Raw genomic sequence first — 378 nt, 5'->3', positions numbered from 1 at the left:
GCCGCCCTCCTCGGAGAACACGACTTTCTCGGATTCTGCCGCCCGCGCGAGGGGGCTACGACGATCCGTACGCTGCGTACCCTGCGCTCCGCGCGTGACGCCGAGGGAACCCTCGTCTTCCGAGTCGAGGCGGACGCGTTCTGCCACTCGATGGTCCGCTCCCTGGTGGGGGCTCTCCTCCTCGTGGGCTCGGGCGCGCGCGACGCCGACTATCCGGCGCAGATTCTGCGGGCTCGTTCACGCTCCGAGGCTGCGCCGATCGCCCCCGCGCACGGACTCACCCTCGAAGGGGTCGAGTATCCCGATCCTTCGCAGTGGGGTGCGCGAGCCGAGCAGGCCCGGGCCAGGCGCGACAGATGCTGTGGTGACGACGGCTGA

The 378-nt window shown here is 70.6% G+C and carries 1 pseudogene; it reads left to right on the top strand.

The annotated features are described in order from the left end of the window. Positions 1 to 378: pseudogene (locus QP415_RS10895) on the top strand (tRNA pseudouridine synthase A); the annotation flags it as partial.

The organism is Pauljensenia sp. UMB3104 (genome assembly GCF_030217285.1).
Classification (GTDB): Bacteria; Actinomycetota; Actinomycetes; order Actinomycetales; family Actinomycetaceae; genus Pauljensenia.
This window is presented reverse-complemented; position numbering and strand designations above follow the sequence as displayed.